General features: G+C 70.2%; 16 protein-coding genes, 1 pseudogene and 1 riboswitch. Of the genes and pseudogenes, 12 read left to right on the top strand and 5 right to left on the bottom strand.

Annotated elements, in window-relative coordinates; all coding sequences use genetic code 11:
- Window positions 1-228 precede the first annotated feature (228 nt).
- A complete protein-coding gene (gene whiG, locus ACIQCZ_RS29105; protein WP_402286330.1) occupies window positions 229-1065 on the top strand; it encodes an RNA polymerase sigma factor WhiG in 837 nt (278 codons plus the stop codon).
- A 117-nt stretch (window positions 1066-1182) separates the two neighbouring features.
- The gene (locus ACIQCZ_RS29100) at window positions 1183-1749 is read left to right on the top strand and encodes a TetR/AcrR family transcriptional regulator (protein WP_402286706.1); all 567 of its coding nucleotides are present in this window, start codon (window positions 1183-1185) and stop codon (window positions 1747-1749) included.
- Window positions 1750-1829: 80 nt separating this feature from the next.
- On the opposite strand, the pseudogene ACIQCZ_RS29095 reads toward ACIQCZ_RS29100, so the two are convergent.
- Window positions 1830-2471, bottom strand: a pseudogene (locus ACIQCZ_RS29095) (peptidoglycan DD-metalloendopeptidase family protein); the annotation flags it as partial.
- Between the two features lie 277 nt (window positions 2472-2748).
- Between ACIQCZ_RS29095 and rpsB the strand changes: the two are divergent.
- From rpsB to ACIQCZ_RS29045, 10 genes are all read left to right on the top strand, one after another.
- A complete protein-coding gene (gene rpsB / locus ACIQCZ_RS29090; protein WP_376216917.1) occupies window positions 2749-3639 on the top strand; it encodes a 30S ribosomal protein S2 in 891 nt (296 codons plus the stop codon).
- Between the two features lie 99 nt (window positions 3640-3738).
- Entirely contained in the window at window positions 3739-4575 is an 837-nt protein-coding gene (tsf, locus tag ACIQCZ_RS29085; RefSeq protein ID WP_351083129.1) for a translation elongation factor Ts, read from the top strand.
- 159 nt (window positions 4576-4734) lie between these two features.
- Entirely contained in the window at window positions 4735-5511 is a 777-nt protein-coding gene (pyrH, locus tag ACIQCZ_RS29080; protein WP_351083131.1) for a UMP kinase, read from the top strand.
- Window positions 5512-5690: 179 nt separating this feature from the next.
- Entirely contained in the window at window positions 5691-6248 is a 558-nt protein-coding gene (gene frr, locus ACIQCZ_RS29075; RefSeq protein ID WP_351083133.1) for a ribosome recycling factor, read from the top strand.
- Window positions 6248-7333 (top strand): phosphatidate cytidylyltransferase, encoded by a 1086-nt coding sequence (locus tag ACIQCZ_RS29070; RefSeq protein ID WP_402286327.1) that lies wholly within the window; start codon window positions 6248-6250, stop codon window positions 7331-7333. The genes frr and ACIQCZ_RS29070 overlap by 1 nt, the downstream gene beginning before the upstream one ends.
- A gap of 101 nt (window positions 7334-7434) precedes the next feature.
- Window positions 7435-8541 carry a 23S rRNA (adenine(2503)-C(2))-methyltransferase RlmN gene (gene rlmN, locus ACIQCZ_RS29065; protein WP_351083138.1) on the top strand — a complete coding sequence of 369 codons (1107 nt, stop codon included), beginning with the start codon at window positions 7435-7437 and terminating at the stop codon, window positions 8539-8541.
- Window positions 8542-8582: 41 nt separating this feature from the next.
- Window positions 8583-8699, top strand: a riboswitch (TPP riboswitch).
- A 73-nt stretch (window positions 8700-8772) separates the two neighbouring features.
- Window positions 8773-9885, top strand: coding sequence for a thiamine ABC transporter substrate binding subunit (locus tag ACIQCZ_RS29060; RefSeq protein WP_402286326.1), 1113 nt, complete (start codon window positions 8773-8775; stop codon window positions 9883-9885).
- Between the two features lie 155 nt (window positions 9886-10040).
- Window positions 10041-11654 (top strand): ABC transporter permease, encoded by a 1614-nt coding sequence (locus tag ACIQCZ_RS29055; RefSeq protein WP_402286704.1) that lies wholly within the window; start codon window positions 10041-10043, stop codon window positions 11652-11654.
- A gap of 2 nt (window positions 11655-11656) precedes the next feature.
- Window positions 11657-12682, top strand: a complete 1026-nt coding sequence (locus ACIQCZ_RS29050; protein WP_402286324.1) for an ABC transporter ATP-binding protein — start codon at window positions 11657-11659, stop codon at window positions 12680-12682.
- A gap of 203 nt (window positions 12683-12885) precedes the next feature.
- Window positions 12886-13338 (top strand): SRPBCC domain-containing protein, encoded by a 453-nt coding sequence (locus ACIQCZ_RS29045; protein WP_402286323.1) that lies wholly within the window; start codon window positions 12886-12888, stop codon window positions 13336-13338.
- A gap of 221 nt (window positions 13339-13559) precedes the next feature.
- On the opposite strand, the gene ACIQCZ_RS29040 is transcribed toward ACIQCZ_RS29045, so the two are convergent.
- The 4 genes from ACIQCZ_RS29040 to ACIQCZ_RS29025 form a co-directional block, all read right to left on the bottom strand.
- Window positions 13560-14747: a hypothetical protein gene (locus tag ACIQCZ_RS29040; RefSeq protein ID WP_402286322.1), complete on the bottom strand. Its 1188-nt coding sequence runs from the start codon at window positions 14745-14747 to the stop codon at window positions 13560-13562.
- Window positions 14729-15466, bottom strand: a complete 738-nt coding sequence (locus tag ACIQCZ_RS29035) for an ABC transporter ATP-binding protein (RefSeq protein ID WP_402286319.1) — start codon at window positions 15464-15466, stop codon at window positions 14729-14731. Before ACIQCZ_RS29035 ends, ACIQCZ_RS29040 begins: the two co-directional genes overlap by 19 nt.
- A gap of 332 nt (window positions 15467-15798) precedes the next feature.
- Window positions 15799-17178, bottom strand: coding sequence for an aspartate aminotransferase family protein (locus tag ACIQCZ_RS29030; protein ID WP_402286317.1), 1380 nt, complete (start codon window positions 17176-17178; stop codon window positions 15799-15801).
- Window positions 17163-17654, bottom strand: coding sequence for an Lrp/AsnC family transcriptional regulator (locus ACIQCZ_RS29025; RefSeq protein ID WP_176740396.1), 492 nt, complete (start codon window positions 17652-17654; stop codon window positions 17163-17165). Before ACIQCZ_RS29025 ends, ACIQCZ_RS29030 begins: the two co-directional genes overlap by 16 nt.
- Window positions 17655-17682 lie beyond the last annotated feature (28 nt).

Here is a 17682-nt window from a genome sequence, read left to right as displayed (position 1 = left end):
GTGAAAAGGTGATGCCGATGACCTCGGCGGATCCTTCAGCGACGCCTCCGGGGCCGACGCGCGAGGCGGCGGTCCCGGACCCCAGTCATGTCCGACCGGCCGGGATCGCACACCGCCGATCCGCCGTCCTGCGCGGACCGCAACGCCTCAGTCACGCTACGCTCACAAGGATTCCGACTCACACACAAGTCCTCCAGCACTTCACGGCAGAACGGCTCAAGGCACCACATGCCCCAGCACACCTCCGGGTCTGACCGCGCGGCAGTACCAGCGGCTGCGCGTGGCACTGTGCGCCCCGCCGCCCCCTCCTCGCTCGACGAGTTGTGGCGTTCATACAAGTCCACGGGCGACGAGCGGCTGCGGGAGCAGTTGATCCTGCACTACTCGCCGTTGGTGAAGTACGTCGCGGGCCGGGTGAGCGTGGGCCTGCCCTCCAACGTCGAGCAGGCGGACTTCGTCTCCTCGGGGGTGTTCGGACTGATCGACGCGATCGAGAAGTTCGACATCGAGCGCGCGATCAAGTTCGAGACGTACGCGATCACCCGTATCCGGGGCGCGATGATCGACGAACTCCGTGCGCTGGACTGGATCCCGCGCTCGGTGCGCCAGAAGGCGCGGGCGGTGGAGCGCGCCTACGCCACGCTGGAGGCCCAGCTGCGGCGCACCCCTTCCGAGCCGGAGGTGGCTGCGGAGATGGGCATCGCGCTGGAGGAACTGCACGCGGTTTTCAGCCAGTTGTCGCTGGCGAACGTGGTGGCGCTGGAGGAACTGCTGCACGTCGGCGGCGAGGGCGGCGACCGGCTGAGCCTGATGGACACGCTGGAGGACACCGCCGCCGACGATCCGGTGGAGGTCGCCGAGGACCGTGAGCTCAGGCGGCTGCTCGCCCGAGCGATCAACACGCTTCCGGAACGCGAGAAGACGGTCGTCACGCTCTACTACTACGAGGGCCTCACTCTCGCCGAGATCGGCAACGTCCTCGGAGTCACCGAGAGCCGCGTGAGTCAGATCCACACCAAATCGGTGCTGCAACTGCGTGCGAAACTGGCCGACGCGGGGCGCTGAGACCGCGGGCGCCCGACGCGGGCGCGGTCCGCTTCGGCCATCGATCGGAGCCGTACGCCCCCTCGCGAACACGGGTCGCCGTAGAGTGGACGCGTGCCCAGGATTCGAGCGGCCTCGGTGGCCGAGCACCGGACCATGCAGCGCGGCGCCCTCCTGGACGCCGCCCGCTCCCTGCTGTCCGAGGGTGGTACGGAGGCGTTGACCTTCCCCGCCCTTGCCGAACGCACGGGCCTCGCCCGGTCCTCCGTCTACGAGTACTTCCGCTCCCGGGCGGCCGTCGTCGAAGAGCTCTGTGCCGTCGACTTCCCCGTCTGGGCGGCCGAGGTCGAGAGCGCGATGGAGCAGGCCACCACGCCCGAGGGCAAGATCGAGGCCTATGTGCGCCGACAGCTGGACCTCGTCGGGGACCGCCGCCATCGAGCGGTCGTCGCGATCTCGGCGAGCGAACTGGACGCGGGCGCACGCGAGAAGATCAGGGCCGCACACGGCGGGCTGATCGCCATGATCGTCGAGGCGCTCGGCGATCTCGGCCATGAACAGCCGAGGCTGGCGGCGATGCTGCTGCAGGGCTCGGTGGACGCCGCGGTCCGGCGTATCGAACTCGGCGTGGCGGAGGGGCCGGCCGTGATCGCGGACACCGCCGTGGCCATGATCCTGCGAGGCGTGCGAGGCGTGCGGGACTGACGTCGGCGCCCTGCCGCGGCGACGACGGGCAGAGCGCCGGAGACGGCGAGTCCGTTCCCGGCCCCGTCGGTGGAGGGCCGGGGCTCCGGTACGCCGAACACCGGCAGCAGCCGGGACGGCCCCCGCCGCAGCAGCGCGGGCGGCAGCAGCGAGAGCGGATCCAGATAGGTCTCACCGCGCAGCAGCCCCCAGTGCAGACAGCCCGATGTGCAGTGGAAGGGGCCCGGCTCCACGATCGCCACGACCTGCCCCGCCGTCACCCGCTCGTCCTTCGCGACCAGCGCGCGTACCGGCTCGTACGTGGTCCGCAGCGGTGGATCGCCGGTCCCGGCCACTTCGACCGCGACCACCCCGCGCCCCGCCACACGTCCTGCGAAGGAGACCCGGCCCGAGGCCGCGGCGAGCACCTGCGTGCCCGGCCCCGCGGCGAGATCGACCCCGCGGTGGCCCCGCCCATAGGTGCCGACGGGCGGCTCCCACCCCCGAACGACCGCCGGTCGCCCGGCGAGCGGCCACGACCGCGCACCGTCCGGCCGGGGCACCGGTACGGGTACGGGCGCGGGTGAGGGAGCCGGCGTCGGTGGAGGCGCTTCGGCTGCCACGACCCGCGTGCCGCACAGCACCGCGAGCAGGGCGACCACCACGAGCGCGGCCGCCGCGGCCGCACAGGAGCGCAGTCCGTGCCCGAGGCGGGGCACGGTCGGATCGGTTGTGCATCGCATGGCAGAACCGTCCCGCGCCGCACGGAATCGCGGGGATCATGAACCGGATCTGTGGACTACCGACCGGTTGTGGACAGCGCCGTCACCCGGCACCCGACCCGTCCCGTACACTTCCTATGGCGATCCGGGTCACCGGGTCGACTTCGCACGCCCCGCCACCTCCCTCTCTGCGGACGGTGGCCGCGCTCCTCGGTCCCTCGTGGCACGGCGCGTCGGGGCGTCAGGCGCGACAGCAATCCTGCGGTCGCGACAACCGAGCACCTCAAGGAGTACGGCCATGGCCGTCGTCACGATGCGGGAGCTGCTGGAAAGCGGCGTCCACTTCGGTCACCAGACCCGTCGCTGGAACCCGAAGATGAAGCGCTTCATCTTCACCGAGCGCAACGGCATCTACATCATCGACCTGCTCCAGTCGCTGTCGTACATCGACCGCGCCTACGAGTTCGTCAAGGAGACCGTCGCCCACGGCGGCTCCATCATGTTCGTCGGTACCAAGAAGCAGGCCCAGGAGGCCATCGCCGAGCAGGCGACGCGCGTCGGCATGCCGTACGTCAACCAGCGTTGGCTCGGTGGCATGCTCACCAACTTCTCCACCGTCTACAAGCGCCTTCAGCGTCTGAAGGAGCTCGAGCTCATCGACTTCGAGGACGTGGCCGCCTCCGGCCTCACCAAGAAGGAGCTCCTGGTCCTCTCCCGCGAGAAGGCCAAGCTGGAGAAGACCCTCGGTGGTATCCGCGAGATGCAGAAGGTGCCGAGCGCCGTCTGGATCGTCGACACCAAGAAGGAGCACATCGCCGTCGGTGAGGCGCGCAAGCTCCACATCCCGGTCGTCGCGATCCTCGACACCAACTGCGACCCCGACGAGGTCGACTACAAGATTCCGGGCAACGACGACGCGATCCGCTCCGTCACCCTGCTCACCCGCGTGATCGCCGACGCTGTCGCCGAGGGCCTCATCGCCCGTTCCGGTGCCGCCACCGGTGACTCGAAGCCGGGCGAGAAGGCCGCCGGTGAGCCGCTCGCCGAGTGGGAGCGCGACCTGCTCGAGGGCGACAAGAAGGCCGACGCCGAGGTGCAGTCCTCCGCCGAGACCGAGAAGGCCGCGGACGCCGAGAAGCCGGCCGAGGCCGCTGCCGAGGCCCCGGCCGCGGACGCCGAGCAGGCCTGACCTCCGTCACGGCTGATGACGGCGGGGGCCGGTGCCACAAGCACCGCCCCCGCCGTTCACCCGTAGATCTTTCAGACTTCGAGAGAGAAACACAGACTCATGGCGAACTACACCGCCGCTGACGTCAAGAAGCTCCGCGAGCTGACCGGCGCCGGCATGATGGACTGCAAGAAGGCGCTCGACGAGGCCGACGGCAACGTCGACAAGGCCGTCGAGGAGCTCCGTATCAAGGGTCAGAAGGGCGTCGCCAAGCGCGAGGGCCGTTCTGCCGAGAACGGTGCCGTCGTCTCCCTCATCTCCGAGGACAAGACCTCCGGCGTTCTGCTCGAGCTGAAGTGCGAGACGGACTTCGTCGCCAAGGGCGAGAAGTTCCAGACCGTCGCCAACACGCTCGCCGCCCACGTCGCCGCGACCTCGCCGGCCGACCTGGCCGCGCTGCTCGCCTCCGAGATCGAGGCCGGCAAGACCGTCCAGGCGTACGTCGACGAGGCCAACGCCAACCTCGGTGAGAAGATCGTTCTGGACCGCTTCGCGCAGTTCACCGGTGGTTACGTGGCTGCGTACATGCACCGCACGATGCCCGACCTCCCGCCGCAGGTCGGTGTCCTGGTCGAGCTCGACAAGGAGAACGCCGAGGTCGCCAAGGACGTCGCGCAGCACATCGCCGCCTTCGCCCCGAAGTACCTCAACCGTGACGAGGTCCCGGCCGAGACGGTCGAGAACGAGCGTCGTGTCGCCGAGGCCACCTCTCGCGAGGAGGGCAAGCCCGAGGCCGCCCTTCCGAAGATCGTCGAAGGTCGCGTCAACGGCTTCTTCAAGGAGGTCGTCGTCCTGGAGCAGGCGTTCGCCAAGGACAACAAGAAGTCCGTCCAGAAGGTTCTGGACGAGGCCGGTGTCACCCTGAAGCGCTTCTCGCGCATCAAGGTCGGCATCTGAGTCCGTCCGCGAACAACGGTGGACCCCGATAGGGTCTAGTGCAGTCGTCGGCCGCACACATGCCGTACGACCGCAGATCTGACGAGGAGGCCATTGCCGCAGGGGAACACCAGACCCACCGGCAATGGCCTTCTTCGTATGTGCACGAGGAGAATCTCCATGAACAAGGGCGCGGACGCCGCAAAAGGTGACCACAAGCGCGACGACGGCAAGGTGCCCGGACGCTTCATGCTGAAGCTGTCCGGAGAGGCGTTCGCCGGCGGCGGGGGTCTCGGTGTCGACCCCGACGTCGTGCACGCCATCGCCCGGGAAATCGCGGCAGTCGTCCGCGACGGTGCGGAAATCGCGGTCGTCATCGGCGGCGGCAACTTCTTCCGCGGTGCCGAGCTCCAGCAGCGCGGCATGGACCGGGCCCGGTCCGACTACATGGGCATGCTCGGCACGGTCATGAACTGCCTGGCTCTCCAGGACTTCCTGGAGAAGGAAGGCATCGACTCACGCGTCCAGACCGCCATCACCATGGGGCAGGTCGCGGAGCCGTACATCCCGCTGCGCGCCGTGCGCCACCTGGAGAAGGGCCGCGTCGTCATCTTCGGTGCCGGTATGGGGATGCCGTACTTCTCCACCGACACCACTGCCGCCCAGCGCGCCCTGGAGATCGACGCCCAGGGGCTGCTGATGGGCAAGAACGGGGTGGACGGGGTCTACGACTCCGACCCGAAGACCAACCCCGACGCGGTGAAGTTCGACGCGCTCGAGTACAGCGAGGTGCTCGCCCGCGATCTCAAGATCGCCGACGCCACCGCCATCACGCTCTGCCGCGACAACCAGCTGCCGATCCTCGTGTTCGAGCTGACCGCGACGGGCAATATCGCCCGTGCGGTCAAGGGTGAGAAGATCGGCACGCTCGTGAGTGACCAGGGCACCCGGACCTGAGAACCGGGGGGCCTTCCCGGGAAGCGACGGGAGGGTCCGGGGCCTGCCGGGAACACCCCGGTACAGGTCCCGAAGGATGGACAACGGCCTGCCGGTCGGACACCGTGCAGGTGAGGACGCGACGCAGGACCCGCCGGGCCCGAGCAGCCGGGCCCACTCAAGACACGCAGGAGCACGTGGTGATCGAAGAAACCCTCCTTGAGGCCGAGGAGAAGATGGAGAAGGCCGTCGTCGTCGCGAAGGAGGACTTCGCCGCGATCCGTACCGGCCGTGCGCACCCGGCGATGTTCAACAAGATCGTCGCCGACTACTACGGCGCGCTGACCCCGATCAACCAGCTCGCCTCGTTCTCGGTGCCCGAGCCGCGCATGGCCGTCGTGACGCCGTTCGACAAGAGCGCGCTGCGCAACATCGAGCAGGCCATCCGTGACTCGGACCTGGGCGTCAACCCGAGCAACGACGGCAATATCATCCGGGTCACCTTCCCGGAGCTCACCGAGGAGCGTCGTCGCGACTACATCAAGGTCGCGAAGTCGAAGGCCGAGGACTCGAAGATCTCCATCCGGGCCGTGCGCCGCAAGGCCAAGGAGACCCTCGACAAGCTGGTCAAGGACAAGGAGTCCGGCGAGGACGAGGTGCGTCGCGCGGAGAAGGAGCTCGACGACACCACCGCGAAGTACGTCGCACAGGTCGACGAGCTGCTCAAGCACAAGGAAGCCGAGCTGCTCGAAGTCTGATGAACGACTCCTCCCGGGGCGCCCCACAGGGAGCCGGTCGCTGGGGTGCGCCCGAGACGCAGGCCGCCCCGGCGGGTCCTGCATACGATGTGCATGACGCCCAGCAGACTCGGCCCATGCCCATCGTGCCGGACGTTCCCGACGCAGGTAGAGACGCTGACGACCCTGATGACCGGGGCCAGGGGGCCGCACGCCTGAGCGGTGGCCCCCTGTTCCGTGACGAGAAGCCGCAGGAGCCCATGTCCACCGCGCCACCGCCCCCGCAGAAGAAACGTGCGGGCCGTGATCTGCGAGCCGCCATAGGGGTCGGTGTGGGGCTCGGCGCCGTCATCGTCGCCTCGCTGTTCATCGTGAAGGCCGTCTTCGTCGGTGTGATCGCCGTCGCCGTCGTCGTGGGGCTCTGGGAGCTCACCTCGCGGCTGGAGGAGCGCAAGGGCATCAAGGCGCCGCTCGTTCCGCTTGCGGTCGGTGGCGCGGCGATGGTGGTGGCCGGGTACGCCCGGGGCGCCGAGGGTGCCTGGGTGGCGATGGCGCTGACCGCGCTCGCGGTGCTCGTCTGGCGGATGACCGAGCCGCCGGAGGGCTACCTCAAGGACGTCACGGCCGGGGTGTTCGCCGCGTTCTACGTGCCGTTCCTGGCGACCTTCGTCGCGATGCTCCTGACCGCGGACGACGGACCGCAGCGGGTGCTCACCTTCCTGCTGCTGACCGTGGTCAGCGACACGGGCGCGTACGCCGTCGGCTGGCGCTTCGGGAAGCACAAGCTCGCGCCGCGCATCAGCCCCGGAAAGACCCGCGAGGGGCTGTTCGGGGCCATCGCCTTCGCGATGGTCGCCGGGGCGCTGTGCATGCAGTTCCTGATCGACGGCGGTTCCTGGTGGCAGGGACTGCTGCTGGGGCTCGCGGTCGCGGTCAGCGCCACCCTCGGTGACCTGGGCGAGTCGATGATCAAGCGGGACCTCGGCATCAAGGACATGGGCACGCTGCTGCCGGGACACGGCGGCATCATGGACCGGCTGGACTCGCTGCTGCCGACCGCCCCGGTGGTCTGGCTGCTGCTGGTGCTGTTCGTGGGCTCCGGCTGATCTGCGAGATCTATGGTCCTGACCTGGGCATTCACGCGTGAGGGTCCGTCGTCCACAGGGCGGCGGGCCCTCGTCGTTGCGTCTGCGACACTGGATGGACCATGCCTAAGCCCGGAGAACTCACTTTCGTCGCGCCCCGCGGAGCCAAGAAGCCGCCGCGGCACCTCGCCGACCTCACGCCCGCCGAGCGCAAGGAAGCGGTCGCTGCGATCGGCGAGAAGCCGTTCCGCGCCCAGCAGCTCTCGCAGCACTACTTCGCGCGGTACGCGCACGACCCGGCCGAGTGGACCAACATCCCGGCCGGTTCGAGGGACAAGCTCGCCGAGGCGATGTTCCCCGACCTGATGTCCGTGGTCCGCCACATCAGCTGTGACGACGACACCACCCGTAAGACGCTGTGGAAGCTGCACGACGGGACGCTCGTCGAGTCCGTCCTGATGCGTTACCCGGAGCGGGTGACGATGTGCATCTCGTCCCAGGCGGGATGCGGGATGAACTGTCCGTTCTGCGCGACGGGACAGGCCGGTCTCGACCGCAATCTGTCGACCGCCGAGATCGTTCACCAGATCGTGGACGGCATGCGTGCCCTGCGCGACGGGGAGGTCCCCGGAGGCCCGGCACGGCTCTCCAACATCGTCTTCATGGGCATGGGCGAGCCGCTCGCCAACTACAACCGGGTGGTCGGCGCGATCCGTCGCCTGACCGACCCGGAGCCGGACGGCCTGGGGCTCTCGCAGCGCGGGATCACCGTCTCCACCGTGGGTCTGGTGCCCGCGATGCTGCGCTTCGCCGACGAGGGTTTCAAGTGCCGTCTCGCCGTATCCCTGCACGCGCCGGACGACGAACTGCGCGACACGCTCGTCCCCGTGAACACGCGGTGGAAGGTGCGCGAGGTGCTGGACGCTGCGTGGGAGTACGCGGAGAAGTCCGGCCGCCGCGTCTCCATCGAGTACGCGTTGATCCGGGACATCAACGACCAGGCGTGGCGCGGTGATCTGCTCGGCCGGCTCCTCAAGGGCAAGCGGGTGCACGTCAATCTGATCCCGTTGAACCCGACGCCCGGCTCCAAGTGGACCGCCTCGCGGCCCGAGGACGAGAAGGCCTTCGTCGAGGCGATCGCGGCCCACGGGGTGCCGGTGACGGTGCGGGACACCCGCGGCCAGGAGATCGACGGAGCCTGTGGACAGCTGGCGGCGGCCGAGCGCTGAGGCGGGGACGGTCCGTGTAACCTGGGCCTGAAATCAACTTCATATTCCGACAGGGGAGCGCCACAGCGCTGAGAGTGCGGCACCGAGGACAGGTCGTCCGCAGACCCTCTGAACCTCGCCCGGGTCATTCCGGGTAGGAAGTTCGGTCATCAACTCATGCTGTTGCGCCCTGCCCGCATTGTGCGGGCGGGGCCGCGTCTCTTCCTGGCCAAAACCCAGGAGGAATCCACAATGAGCACCACACGCAGAACCAAGCAGCTCGCGGCGACTGCCGCCGCTGCCGCGCTCGGCGTCACGGCACTGGCCGGATGCGGGAGTTCCGACAAGTCCGCCTCCGGTTCCGGCGGCACGAAGGGCTCCGGCTCGAAGACCGTGACGCTCGTCAGCCATGACTCCTTCAACGCCTCCCCGGACGTGCTGAAGGAGTTCACCAAGGAGACCGGCTACACCGTCAAGGTACTGAAGAGCGGCGACGCCGGTGTCGCGCTCAACCAGGAGATCCTGACCAAGGGTTCCCCGCGCGGCGATGTGTTCTTCGGCGTCGACAACACCCTGCTCTCCCGTGCCCTGGACAGCGGGCTCTTCACGCCGTACGAGGCGAAGGGCATCGACCGGGTGGCGGCCGACACCCAGCTGGACGGCGCCGAGCACCGGGTCACCCCGATCGACACGGGCGACATCTGCGTCAACTACGACAAGAAGTACTTCGCCGACAAGAAGCTGGCACCGCCGCGGTCCTTCGACGACCTGGCGAAGCCCGCGTACAAGAACCTCCTCGTCACCGAGAACGCCGCGACCTCCTCGCCCGGCCTCGGCTTCCTCCTCGGCACCGTCGCCACTTACGGCGACAAGGGCTACCAGGACTACTGGAAGAAGCTGAAGAGCAACGGCGTCAAGGTCGTCGACGGCTGGGAGCAGGCCTACAACGAGGAGTTCTCCGGCTCCGCGGGCGGCCGGAAGGCCAAGGCCGACCGGCCGCTGGTCGTCTCGTACGCCTCCAGCCCGCCCGTCGAGGTGCTCTACGCGAAGCCGCAGCCGGCCGAGGCGCCCACCGGCGTCGCCACCGGGACCTGCTTCCGCCAGATCGAGTTCGCCGGTCTGCTGAACGGTGCGAAGAACGAGGCGGGCGGCAAGGCCCTGCTGGACTTCCTGATCAGCAAGCGGTTCCAGGAGGACATGCCGCTCAACATGTTCGTGAACCCGGTCACCGAGGGTGCGAAACTGCCGGAGCTCTTCACGAAGTTCGGCGCGACGGTCGACAGGCCGACGACGGTCGCCCCTGATCGGATCTCCAAGAACCGTGAGCAGTGGGTCCAGTCGTGGTCCTCGCTCGTAGTGAAGTAGCGAAGACTCCCGTACGCGGATCGGACGCGGGCGGGAAGGGCGCGCCCGAGGGGGACGAGCAGCGGACGCGTGGCGAGGAGCCACGCGGCCGCTTCGGGCGCATGAACCCGTTGCGCGCGAAGGCGTGGCGCGGGAGCGCGGTGCGGCTCGGTCTGATGGCCGTGCCCGTCGCGTTCTTCGCGCTGTTCTTCGCCTACCCCGTCACCGCCATCGTCGGCCGCGGGCTGAAGGTCGACGGCGTCTGGCAGTTCGGCCGGATCGGCGAGGTGCTGACCCGGCCGGACATCCGTGACGTCCTCTGGTTCACCACCTGGCAGGCGCTGGCCTCGACCGCGCTCACCCTGCTGATCGCGCTGCCCGGCGCCTATGTCTTCGCCCGCCTCGACTTCCCCGGCAAACAACTGCTGCGGGCGGTCGTCACCGTTCCGTTCGTCCTGCCCACCGTCGTCGTCGGGACGGCCTTCCTGGCGCTGCTGGGGCGCGGCGGGTTCCTCGACCAGCTCTGGGGCGTACGGCTCGACACCACGGTCTGGGCGATTCTGCTCGCCCATGTCTTCTTCAACTACGCGGTGGTCGTACGGACCGTGGGCGGGCTGTGGTCGCAGCTCGACCCGCGGCAGGAGGAGGCCGCCCGGGTGCTGGGCGCCGGACGGTTCGCCGCCTGGCGGCGGGTCACCCTGCCCGCCCTGGCACCCGCCGTGGCCGCCGCCGCGCTGATGGTCTTCCTCTTCACCTTCACCTCCTTCGGGGTCGTGCAGATCCTCGGCGGTCCGGGGTACGCCACGCTGGAGGTGGAGATCTACCGGCAGACCGCCCAACTGCTCGCCCTGCCGACGGCCGCCGTGCTGACGCTGGTGCAGTTCGCCGCCGTCGGAGCGATCCTCGCCGTGCACGCGTGGACCGTACGGCGCAGGGAGACCGCGCTGAAGCTGGTCGACCCGGCACAGACCGCCCGCAGGCCGCGCGGCGCCGGGCAGTGGTCGCTCCTCGGCGGGGTGCTGCTGACCGTGCTGCTGCTGATACTGCTGCCGCTCGGGGTGCTGGTGGAACGCTCGCTGGACACTCCCGGGGGCCATGGCCTGGAGTTCTACCGTGCCCTGCGGTCCGTGGACGCGGGCGGTGGCACGTTCCTGGTCGCGCCGCTCGAAGCGATCTGGAACTCGATCCAGTACGCACTGGTCGCGACGGTCATCGCGCTGCTCGTCGGCGGGCTCGCCGCCGCGGCGCTGACCCGGCGCGCCGGGCGGCTCGTCCGCGGCTTCGACGCGTTGCTGATGCTGCCGCTCGGGGTCTCCGCGGTCACCGTGGGCTTCGGCTTTCTGATCACGCTGGACAAGCCGCCGCTGGACCTGCGGACTTCATGGATCCTGGTGCCGCTGGCCCAGGCGCTGGTCGGTGTGCCCTTCGTCGTACGGACGATGCTGCCGGTCCTGCGGGCGGTGGACGGCCGGCTGCGGGAGGCGGCGGCGGTGCTCGGGGCGTCCCCGCTGCGGGCCTGGCGGGAGGTCGATCTGCCCTTGGTGCGGCGGGCGTTGCTGGTCGCGGCAGGCTTCGCGTTCGCCGTGTCGCTGGGTGAGTTCGGCGCGACGGTGTTCATCGCGCGGCCCGACCGCCCGACGCTGCCGGTCGCCGTGGCCCGCCTGCTGGGGCGGGCCGGGGAGCTCAACTACGGCCAGGCGATGGCGCTGAGCACCATTTTGATGGTGGTCTGCGCCGTCTCGCTGCTGCTGCTCGAACGTATCCGTACCGACCGATCCGGGGAGTTCTAGGGATGCTGACACTGGAATCGGCCACGGTTCGCTTCGGTGAGCGGGCGGCACTCGACAGGGTGGACCTCGACGTCGCCGAGCACGAGATCGTGTGCGTGCTGGGGCCGAGCGGCAGCGGCAAGTCGACCCTGCTGCGGGTGGTCGCCGGGCTGCGTCCGCCGGACGCCGGCCGGGTGCTGCTGGACGGCGCGGACCAGGCCGGGGTGCCGGTGCACCGGCGTGGTCTCGGCCTGATGTTCCAGGACCACCAGCTGTTCCCGCACCGGGACGTCGGTGCGAATGTCGCCTTCGGGCTGCGGATGCGCGGGGTCTCGCGGCGGGACCAGGAGCTCAGGGTCGCGGAACTGCTGGGCCTGGTGGGCCTGCCCGGCGCGGAACGCCGGGCCGTCGCCGCGCTGTCCGGCGGCGAGCAGCAGCGAGTGGCCCTCGCGCGGGCCCTCGCCCCGCGACCGAAACTGCTGATGCTGGACGAGCCGCTCGGCCAGCTCGACCGCGGCCTGCGCGAGCGGCTCGTCGTCGAACTGCGGACGCTCTTCGGGCGGTTGGGCACGACGGTGCTCGCCGTCACCCATGACCAGGGCGAGGCGTTCGCCCTGGCCGACCGGGTGGTGGTGATGCGCGAAGGGCGGATCGCGCAGGTGGGCACCCCGCTGGAGGTCTGGCAGCGGCCGGCGTCCGCCTTCGTCGCCCGGTTCCTCGGTTTCGACAACGTGGTGGAGGCGACGGTGTCCGGTACGGCCGCCGACACGGTGTGGGGCAGGATCCCGGTGGCCGAGGGCTCGCCGCAGGGGGCGTGCGACCTGCTGGTGCGCCCTGCCGGGGTGCGGATCGGTGCCCCGGACGAGGGGCTGCGCTGCACGGTCGGGACGCGTACGTTCCGGGGCAACCACGTCGCCGTACGGCTGACGCCGCCGGGCGGTCCGGTCCTGGAGGCGGAGTGCGCGCTGCGGGACGCGCCGGAGGAGGGCGCGAGCGTGGGGGTCGGCTTCGACGCGGCGGAGACCGTCGTCCTGCCCGCCGTTCTCTGACCGGTCGTGCGGCCGTCGCGGGCCGCACCGCGTTCACTGGACCGGCCGAGGCGCATCCGGCGCTCCGGCCCGCCCTTTCCCGGCGCCCGGAACCGCCGGAGCGCGCCGGGGGACGGCGCGCGCCGGGTCGGCGCAGTGGTCTGCGTGCAAGCTGGGGGAGGAGACGCGCAAGGTCCGGAAGGACTCCGGGAAGGACGGGAACAATGACCGAGTCAGCACGCGAGGGCATCGACATCACCCGCGTCCTCGACGCCCCGCGGGAACTGGTCTTCGAGGCCTGGACGACCCCCGAGCACTTCGCCGCCTGGTACGGCGGGGACGCCGAGGTCCCGCTCGACCGGGTGTTGATGGACGTCCGGCCGGGCGGTGCCTGGAGCCTGGTCATCGTGGTGCCGGGTACCGAGATGCCCTTCCACGGGGTCTACCGAGAGGTGGTCGCCCCCGAGCGGCTGGTCTTCACGCTGAAGGACGCCACCGCGCCCGCCGACGTCGAGGGCGAGACCGTCACCGTCACTTTCACCGACCGCGGCGACAAGTCCACCGAAATGGTCTTCACGCAGCGCGGCGGCAACCTCACGGCCGAGCAGTACGCGGCGGCCGAGGACGGCTGGCACGCCTTCTTCGACGCGCTCGTGAACCGGTTGGCCTCGCTCTGAACCGGCCCCGGCCGCCGGTGCGCCGGGCGGGCGGTCACGGGGCCGGGCGGCCGTCGTCCCGTCCGTGACCGGCGGGGTGGACGAAGGCCCGGTGGCCCGGAACCGGCTGGACGACGGCGGTTCGAGGTCACGACTTCGCCGAACGTGGCGAGCGACTCGGTCCCGGGGCAGGGCAGTGCCGATGTCCACGTCTCCCGGCCGATGTTCCGGGAGACGTGGACTCAGGCCGTCAGCGGCAGCGCCGCCAGCTCGGCGATCAGCCAGGTCAGCGGGGCGAAGACGACCAGCAGGGCGGCGGCGCGCAGCGCCGTCGCGAACCGCAGGGCCGAGACCGGGGCGCCGAGCCGCAGCACCGCGCGCGTCGTCCGGGTGCGGTCCTGCCTCGCCTCCAGCGCCGAGGTCAGCAGCGTCGCCGTCGTACAGCCGAGGACGAGCACCGCGCCGAGCGCCGTGAGCGGACCGAAGGGGCGCGGCCCCGTTCCGTACAGCGCGTAGGCGGCGATCACGGCGGAGAGCACCGCACAGACCACCCCGAGCGGCCCGCCGATCCGGCGCGCCTCGTCCATCAGCACCCGTCCCGCCAGCAGGCGCACGGCACCGGGGTGCACCGCCTGCAGCAACCGCCCGCAGTGATACGCCAGGCCGGGGCCGGCCATGGCCAGGCCGATCGCCGTCAGCGTCCACCCCGCCAGGACTCCGGCCGGGGTGGCGTCCAGCCTGCCGGGGAGCGGGAGCAGGCTCCGGCCCTCGCCGCCGCTCATGTACGCCTCGACGGCGAGGCCGACCGCGGTCAGCGCCACCCCCCAGGGCAGTCCGGTCGGGGGCGCGGCCGGAGCGGGCGGTTCGGCCTCCGGCGGGGTCTCCGCAAAGGCGTCGTCGTCCCCGGCCGCCGTCGCGAACGGCCGGCCGCGCAGCGCCAGCCCGCTCGCCGTCGCCGCGGCCACCGGGACCAGGGCCAGCAGCACGAGCACGGCCGCGAGTGGCAGCGGGGCGTCCGCGTCGAGCATCCCGGCCGCCGCGCCGTCGAACGGCAGCCCGGACAGATCACCGCGCAGATGCAGGAAGAGCAGCAGCGCCACCATGGACCCGAGAGTGCAGGAGACGGCGGTGGAGACCGCGGCGAGCACGGTGAGCCTCACCGGTCCGAGGCCCACGGCGGACAGTCCGGTGCGCGGCCGGGTACTCGGGTCCGTACGGGCCACCGCGACCGCGAACTGCACGGTGGCGGCCAGCGGGACGAAGCACCACAGCAGTCGCAGCACGGCCCCGGTGGAGTGCGCGGGGTGCCCCGACGCGTAGCCCAGGGCGCACAGCAGCAGGAAGCCGACTCCGGCGGAGGCGGCCGCGACCAGCAGCCGCCGCATCAGGACCAGTGGGTGGGAGCCCCGGGCTAGACGGAGAGCGAGCACGCCGAGCGGCCCTCCGCATCGGATACGGCGGGCAGGGCGACGGTGGCGACGCGGCGGCCGTCCAGCAGCGGGACGGTGCGGTCGGCGAGGGTGGCGACCTCCGCGTCGTGGGTGGCCAGCACGATGGTGATGCCGTGCGAACGGGCCGCGCTGGTGAGGGTGCGCAGCACATGGGCCCGGTCGGTGCGGTGCAGGGTCGCGGTCGGCTCGTCGGCGAAGATCACCGCAGGTGAGGCGGCCAGTGCGCGGGCCACGGCGATCCGCTGGCGCTGTCCCTGGGGCAGGGTGTGCGGTCGCTGTTTGGCGCACCCGCCGATGTCCAGCCGTTCCAGCCACTCCAGGCCCGTCCGCTTCGCCTCCCGGTGCGAGGCGCCGCGCAGCAGCAGCGGAAGAGCGACGTTCTCCCAGGTGTTCAGCTCCGGCACCAGCTGGGGCTCGGGGGCGATCCAGCCGAACCTGTCGCGGCGCAGCCGCTCGCGCAGCCGGGGGCCCATGGTGTGGACGGGGACGCTGTTGAACCACACCTCGCCCTGCTGGGGCACCAGTTGACCCGAGAGGCAGTGCAGCAGGGTCGTCTTGCCGCTGCCCCGGGGGCCGGTCACGGCGAGGATCTCGCCGTCCCGGACACCCACGGAGACTCCGCCGAGCGCGGGTGAGCCGTTGTGGGAGTGCTGCAGGGAACGTGCCCAGATCACGTCGTTGTCCGGCGGGGCCACCATGGCGTACACCTCGGTTCAGATCGTAATTCCCGTCCCCCGTACGGGGGAACGAAGAGGGGGCCGATCGGTCACTCGGCACCGTAGGGATTCGAACCGCGGTGTGGGCACAGCACACGGCCCGGATGCGCCCCTTCCCACTCGAATGGGCTCATCCGGGCCGTGTGGACCGTATGGAACGACCGGCGGAGGCCGGTCATGTGGTGGTCAAGCGAGGGTCAAGCCCCGGGGGCCGTCCGGCCGGTCGCGGCCGGACGGCCCCCGTTCCGCCGACAGGCGGCCGGGCCGTCGACCGGATGCCCGATCCGTGGTCGGACAGCCGGTCGAGGCGTCGGTCAGAGCTTGGTCCACGCCTCGGTGAGGACGGTCCGCAGAATGCCCTCGATCTCGTCGAACGTCGACTGGTCCGAGACCAGCGGCGGCGCGAGCTGGACGACCGGGTCGCCGCGGTCGTCGGCCCGGCAGTACAGGCCGTTGTCGTAGAGCGCCTTGGAGAGGAAGCCGTACAGGACGCGCTCGGTCTCCTCGTCGGTGAAGGTCTCCTTGGTGACCTTGTCCTTCACCAGCTCGATGCCGTAGAAGAAGCCGTTGCCGCGGACGTCGCCGACGATGGGCAGGTCGAGCAGCTTCTGCAGCGTCGTGAAGAAGGCGTTCTCGTTGTCCAGGACGTGCTGGTTGAGGCCCTCGCGCTCGAAGATGTCGAGGTTGGCGAGGCCCACCGCCGCGGAGACCGGGTGGCCACCGAAGGTGTAGCCGTGCAGGAAGGTGTTGCCACCCTCGTAGAACGGCGCGGCGATGCGGTCCGAGACGATGCAGGCACCGATCGGGGAGTAGCCCGAGGTCATGCCCTTGGCGCAGGTGATCATGTCCGGCACGTAGCCGAACTTGTCGCAGGCGAACATCGTGCCCAGACGGCCGAAGGCACAGATGACCTCGTCGGAGACGAGCAGCACGTCGTACTTGTCGCAGATCTCGCGCACGCGCTGGAAGTATCCGGGCGGCGGCGGGAAGCAGCCACCGGCGTTCTGCACCGGCTCCAGGAAGACCGCGGCCACGGTGTCCGGGCCCTCGAAGAGGATCTGCTGCTCGATCTGGTCGGCGGCCCAGCGGCCGAAGGCCTCCGGGTCGTCGCCGTGTATCGGGGCGCGGTAGATGTTGGTGTTCGGCACCTTGTGCGCGCCGGGGACCAGCGGCTCGAAGGGGGCCTTCAGGGCCGGCAGGCCGGTGATCGACAGGGCGCCCTGCGGGGTGCCGTGGTAGGCGACCGCACGCGAGATGACCTTGTACTTGGTCGGCTTGCCCTGGAGCTTGAAGTACTGCTTGGCCAGCTTCCAGGCGGTCTCGACGGCCTCGCCGCCACCGGTGGTGAAGAAGACCTTGTTGAGGTCGCCCGGCGCGTAGTCGGCGAGGCGCTCGGCCAGCTCCACGGCCTTCGGGTGGGCGTAGGACCAGACCGGGAAGAAGCCCAGCTCCTGGCCCTGCTTGTACGCCGCCTCGGCGAGCTCGTGACGGCCGTGACCGGCGTTGACCACGAACAGGCCCGACAGGCCGTCGAGGTAGCGCTTGCCTGCGTCGTCGTAGATGTAGGTGCCCTCGCCACGCACGATGGTGGGAACGGGCGCGGTCTCGTAGTCCGACATGCGGGTGAAATGCATCCACAGGTGGTCGTACGCGGTTCGGCTGAGGTCCTTGCTCACGGCTATCGGGTTCCCCACATATAGGTCTGCTTCTTGAGCTTCAGGTACACAAAGCTCTCGGTGGAGCGCACACCGGGGATGGCCCGGATGCGTTTGTTGATCGTTTCCAGCAGGTGGTCGTCGTCCTCGCAGACGATCTCCACCATCAGGTCGAAGGAGCCCGCGGTCATCACCACGTACTCGCATTCGGCCATGGCCGACAGCGCCTCGGCGACGGGATCGAGGTCGCCGTCGACATTGATGCCCACCATCGCCTGCCGCCGGAATCCCACGGTGAGCGGGTCCGTGACGGCGACGATCTGCATCACGCCCTGGTCGAGCAGCTTCTGGACGCGCTGCCGCACGGCCGCCTCGGAGAGGCCGACGGCCTTGCCGATCGCGGCGTACGGACGACGCCCGTCCTCCTGGAGCTGCTCGATGATTGCGAGGGACACGGCATCGACCGCTGGGGACGATCCGTTCCCTGTCCTGGAGTCTGCGCTGCGACTGGCCACGCATCCACTCTGCACCGGGACTCGTCTG

Origin of the sequence: Streptomyces sp. NPDC093149, from assembly GCF_044754145.1 — a bacterium.
Lineage (GTDB): Bacteria > Actinomycetota > Actinomycetes > Streptomycetales > Streptomycetaceae > Streptomyces.
The sequence above is the reverse complement of the archived record's forward strand: the minus strand, read 5'-3'. Positions and strand labels throughout refer to the sequence as shown.